The organism is Methanosarcina sp., assembly GCF_035390745.1.
Lineage (GTDB): Archaea > Halobacteriota > Methanosarcinia > Methanosarcinales > Methanosarcinaceae > Methanosarcina.
Map to the genome: position 1 here is coordinate 1 of NZ_DAOOUJ010000085.1, position 4,959 is coordinate 4,959.

2 protein-coding genes and 1 pseudogene are annotated in these 4,959 nt (G+C 46.3%); all 3 read left to right on the forward strand.

Annotation, left to right across the window (positions count from 1 at the left end; translation table 11 throughout):
* Positions 1-421 precede the first annotated feature (421 nt).
* On the forward strand, positions 422-658 hold the full coding sequence (locus PLL47_RS13665) for a hypothetical protein (protein ID WP_324447003.1): 237 nt from the start codon (positions 422-424) through the stop codon (positions 656-658).
* Between the two features lie 734 nt (positions 659-1,392).
* Positions 1,393-4,215, forward strand: coding sequence for a cation-translocating P-type ATPase (locus tag PLL47_RS13670; protein ID WP_324447004.1), 2,823 nt, complete (start codon positions 1,393-1,395; stop codon positions 4,213-4,215).
* A 204-nt stretch (positions 4,216-4,419) separates the two neighbouring features.
* Positions 4,420-4,959: pseudogene (locus PLL47_RS13675) on the forward strand (heavy metal translocating P-type ATPase); the annotation flags it as partial.

Consider the following 4,959-nt stretch of genomic DNA (forward strand, 5'->3'; position numbering starts at 1 on the left):
CCTGAGGCACTGCACTCCTTATGCTATTCCTGGAATCAGTACTGCAAAGAAAAAATAATGGAATGTGTAAGGAATTGATCATACTTTCTTATTTTTAATAGTGGGGGATCGTGGATTTCTTCTTAATAAGGGTTTTCATCCTGAAAAACATTGTTAATAAATTTTACTGTTAACTACCTGTTAAATTTTATTTTTTTCTTTTTTCTTTTTGAATTTTTTTCTACAATCGGTTTATTCTTCCTTTTTCTTTGTCAACTTGTCTATTTTATGCAACAGTTATTTTTTTCGAGAATTCTGAAAAAATTATTGAGAGAGCCTCTCATTTTACTGTCACAAAAAGACTAATTTTTGTCACGTTACTTTATATATAAGTTCGATAATTCTTTATACAATGTAAAATTAAGTGTAAAGATGAGGGAAAATGAGCGAGATTAAAATTTGTGAAGTTAGGTGTCCAAACTGTAGGAAATGGTTCAGTTCAAAAATTGCTCAATTTGAAGACGCAGAAACATTCAAGCATGCTATAACTTACAAAAATGCAGAACCGTGCCCGTACTGTAAGTCAATGATTTCTCATGATAAAGAAATCATGAGATTCCTGGAAAAAGATAACACTGGTAAAGTTATCAAAGAAACCAGGTGCATATATAACTTTTAATCTATGCAGAAACTCTCTCAAATAGTGAACTCTGCAATAGGGAATATCCATTAATTTAAACTGAGTTGCCTGGTAAATCTTTACTAATTTATCTTCGCCTCTTACAGCTGATTTAATTGGTTTCCTATTAAACCAATTTTTCAGCAAACATTTCATTTTTTTCAATTCCCTCCGGGTATCTGGAATGCATAATCCCAGAAAGAATTAAATTTCAGAACCGAATTCAATAAGAGAATAACAAAAGGGGCTGTTACATGTAATTACGGCATGCCCCTGCTCTGGCTGTACTTATTTTGTTAAGACATCTTTACACATTCTTGAGATTAAAACGCTCTCTATTGATTCATCAAGTTTCAATGCTCAGGATATTATCATCCACTTCAACTCTTTAAATCGAGATTCATGCGCTCATTCCATACTTATCTAAATGAAATTTATAAAAGTCACTTCTTTATGTGAAGACCAAGTATAAAGGCTATAGAAATAAGATCATAGAAATAAAAAAGAGATTTTTAGAGGCATCTCATCTCAAACTCGATGGTGAAGGACCGGACTAATTGGATGGCAAAAAATCATTATTACCGGAGTTTGGATGGGAGCTGCACTTGCATTCCTTTTATCCGCATACTGTGCCAGAGTTGATCGCAGGAGAGTATTATGAGCATCCTGCAATCACTGACAACCGCCATCATGAAGCCTCCCGGGCAAATGAAATATCTTAAAAGGTGAGCGCTATGGAAATCCAGCTTGATCAGATTATCCCATATCGTCAGACGGCTAAGGATGTTTTAACAGCACTCGATACGGATGCACGGAACGGCTTGAGCGAAGGTGAGGCGCGTGCGCGGCTTGACAGGTATGGCAGGAATGAACTGATGGCAGAAAAGCCCGTGCCTGCGTGGAGAAAATTCCTGGAGCAGTTTCAGGATGTGCTCGTCGTCCTGCTTCTTGCCGCAACACTGATTTCGGTATGGCTGTGGCTTTATGAGCGTGATTCGGCACTTCCTTACGAAGCGATTGCAATCTTTGCTGTTGTCCTGCTTAATGCTATCATGGGCTATATTCAGCAGTCACGGGCCGAGGAGGCGATGGCTGCGCTGCGCCAGATGACAGCGGCACATGCCAGTGTTGTCAGGGAAGGCACGCGGCAGAGCATTCCGGCGACCGAGGTTGTGCCAGGCGACATAATAATTATCGAAGAAGGCAACACTATCCCGGCGGACGCCCGGGTGATTCAATCAACTGCGCTCCAAACTGCCGAAGCAGCACTGACAGGTGAGAGCCTGCCTGTTTTAAAGGATGATCTCCCTATTGCGGAAGAGGTCGGGCTCGGCGACCGTGACAATATGATTTTTAGCGGCACTGTGGCTGTCTACGGGCACGGGCGTGCAGTGGTCACGGCAACGGGAATGCAGACCGAGATGGGTCGAATTGCTGGGATGCTCAAAGAAACTCCCATAGAAACCACGCCTTTACAAAAAGAACTTCACCGCGTTGGCAAACTTCTCGGAATCATCGTTATCGCCATCGCCGTTGTGATAATCACAACGATAATTACGGTCGAACATGTGAGAGGTTTCTCAGCCCTTTTTGATGTGCTTATTTTAGGTGTGGCTCTAGCGGTTGCGGCAGTGCCGGAAAGCCTTCCTGCGGTGGTGACTGTTGTCCTCTCTCTCGGCGTGAAGCGCATGGCACAGAAAAATGCCATCGTCCGCCATCTTGCAGCTGTCGAAACACTCGGTTCGGCAAATGTTGTCGCCTCCGATAAAACGGGTACGCTTACGAAAAACGAGATGACTGTATTAACAGTCGTAACCGCAAGTGGGCGCGTAAATCTGGACGGTACGGGTTATTCCCCCGAAGGTGACGTTCACAGGGAAGGAGGAGGGGAAATTGATGGTGCTCTCCAGTTTGAGTTCGTACGTGCGCTTGCAGCCGCCGACCGTGCCAGCAACGCTGTTCTGCATGAGCGCAACGGGCGCTGGGCGGTACACGGAGATCCTACTGAAGGAGCATTAATTGTAGCGGCGCGCAAAGCCGGGCTGGAAGCTGAGGCACTCAATGCACGGCTGGAACGCATCGGAGAAGTGCCTTTCTCCTCGGAGCGTAAATTGATGAGTACGGTTCACAGTGACTCCGAGCAAAAGGAAAGACTGCTTGCCTTCACCAAAGGCGCACCGGACGTACTGCTTGCCCGCTGTACGCAGGAGCTTGTAGGAGATGAGATCAAACCTCTCACCGAAGAACGCCGCGCAGAAATTTTGAAGATCAATGAAGAACTTGCCGGTGAAGCCCTGCGAACACTTGCGGTATCTTTCCGCACGCTGCCAAAGGACGCTCTGAGACAGGCAGAGTTTGATGGTGAAGGCGTCGAGAAAGACCTCATCTTCCTGGGACTGATCGGTATGATCGATCCGCCGCGCAGAGAGGCAAAGGACGCAGTTGCACGCGCTATGGCGGCGGGGGTTCGCCCTATTATGATTACAGGCGACCATCCTAAAACCGCCACAGTTATTGCTGCTGAACTCGGGATTCCCATCCACGGGGAGGCGGTCACGGGTGCGGAACTTGAGAAAATGCCTGAGGAAAAGCTTGACCGGACGGTTCAGGAAGTTTCGGTCTATGCGCGCGTTAACCCAGAACACAAACTCCGGATTGTAAAAGCGTTACAGCGCGCAGGTGCAATTGTTGCGATGACGGGAGACGGGGTCAATGATGCTCCAGCTTTGAAAACTGCAGACATCGGTGTGGCAATGGGTATTACTGGAACGGACGTTTCCAAAGAAGCCTCAGATGTTGTGCTTGCCGATGATAATTTCGCAACTATTGTTGCGGCTGTCGAAGAAGGGCGTGCGATCTTCTCCAATATCCGCAAGTTCCTGCGCTATCTTCTCTCTTCCAATCTTGGGGAAGTTATGATAATGTTCTTCGGCCTGCTGCTGGCAGACGTGATCGGTCTGACTGCCGAAAGCAGAACAGGAATAGTGCTGCCTCTGCTGGCGACCCAGATCCTGTGGATTAATCTTGTTACGGACGGCCCGCCCGCGCTTGCGCTCGGTGTTGATCCGGCGGATCCGGGACTCATGAAAGAACCTCCGCGCCCGCGCGAAGAAGGTGTGATCACTCACAGCATGTGGGCTGGAAATATCTTTACCGGTGCAGTTATGGCTGCCGGGACTCTGTTCGTACTTGATGCCAGCCTTGCCGGCGGGTTGATCGAAAGCACAGGCAGCCTGCGTTATGCGCAGACAATGGCCTTTAACACGGTGGTCTTCTTTTCACTGTTCGTCGTTTTCAATGCACGTTCTGACAAACAGAGCGCGTTTGTCGGGCTGTTCTCAAACAAATGGCTGTGGGGAGCAGTTCTGCTGTCAGTTTTGCTGCAGGTTATGGTTATCTACGTTCCATTTCTGCAGCAGGCATTTTCAACCGTGAGCCTGAGCCCCGGCGACTGGCTGCTCTGCATAACAGTAGCAAGTTCGGTGCTGTGGCTGCGCGAATTAAGCAAGATCTTCATACGTGCGAGGGAAAAAAGAACAAAAAAAGGTCTCAAGTGATCGAACACATTTCTTTTTTCCCCTGGAGAGACCTTACCGAATTGAACTCTCCATTTGTTTTAACCTGCATCCTCTGTTAATAACCTGGCTTTAGCCTGCTGTTTTCCTTCCCCCTCTGACTAAGAATATTTGTCTCTCCCACTTTAAATATTATTGAGAATATATATTATCATGAATATAATCATACTCAGGAGGACCGGGGATATGCAGGCTGAAGAAAAGGGAACGGGTACGGACAGTTGTGAAACTCAATTAAATGTGCCTCATCATCACGATAATAATCATAATTCCGGAGAAATGTCAGGAAACCCTCACGAGTCTCAAGGCGCAGGCATGCATAAGTCTCCTGGAGGTATTCCTCATGAAAACCATCAGAAAGCCCAGATCATGCGCACAGAAGAGAAATCTCTTGACCACGGGCAGCATGAAAAAATGAAACATGAAGGATATGAACAGCAAGAGGAAATGAAACACGAACAACACTCAGAGATGAAGCATGAACAGCATGAGGGAATGAAACACGAAAATCACGAAGGAATGGGTCAAGAAGGGCATGCACCAGCCGGGGGGAAAGGCCACAGTGACCATCACACCCATATGCTTGAAGATTTCAGAAAAAGATTCATCGTTTCTTTTATACTGACCTTCCCTGTTTTGCTGCTTTCTCCCATGATTCAGGGCTTTTTTGGCTTTGAGATTAGTTTTCCTGGTGCAGATTTAATCGTTTTCTTAATCTCTTCGGTT

Bases quoted from the DNA above. Each gene is read 5' to 3' on its own strand.
- PLL47_RS13665 (WP_324447003.1), top strand. From the start codon at position 422: ATGAGCGAGATTAAAATTTGTGAAGTTAGGTGTCCAAACTGTAGGAAA.
- PLL47_RS13670 (WP_324447004.1), top strand. From the start codon at position 1,393: ATGGAAATCCAGCTTGATCAGATTATCCCATATCGTCAGACGGCTAAG.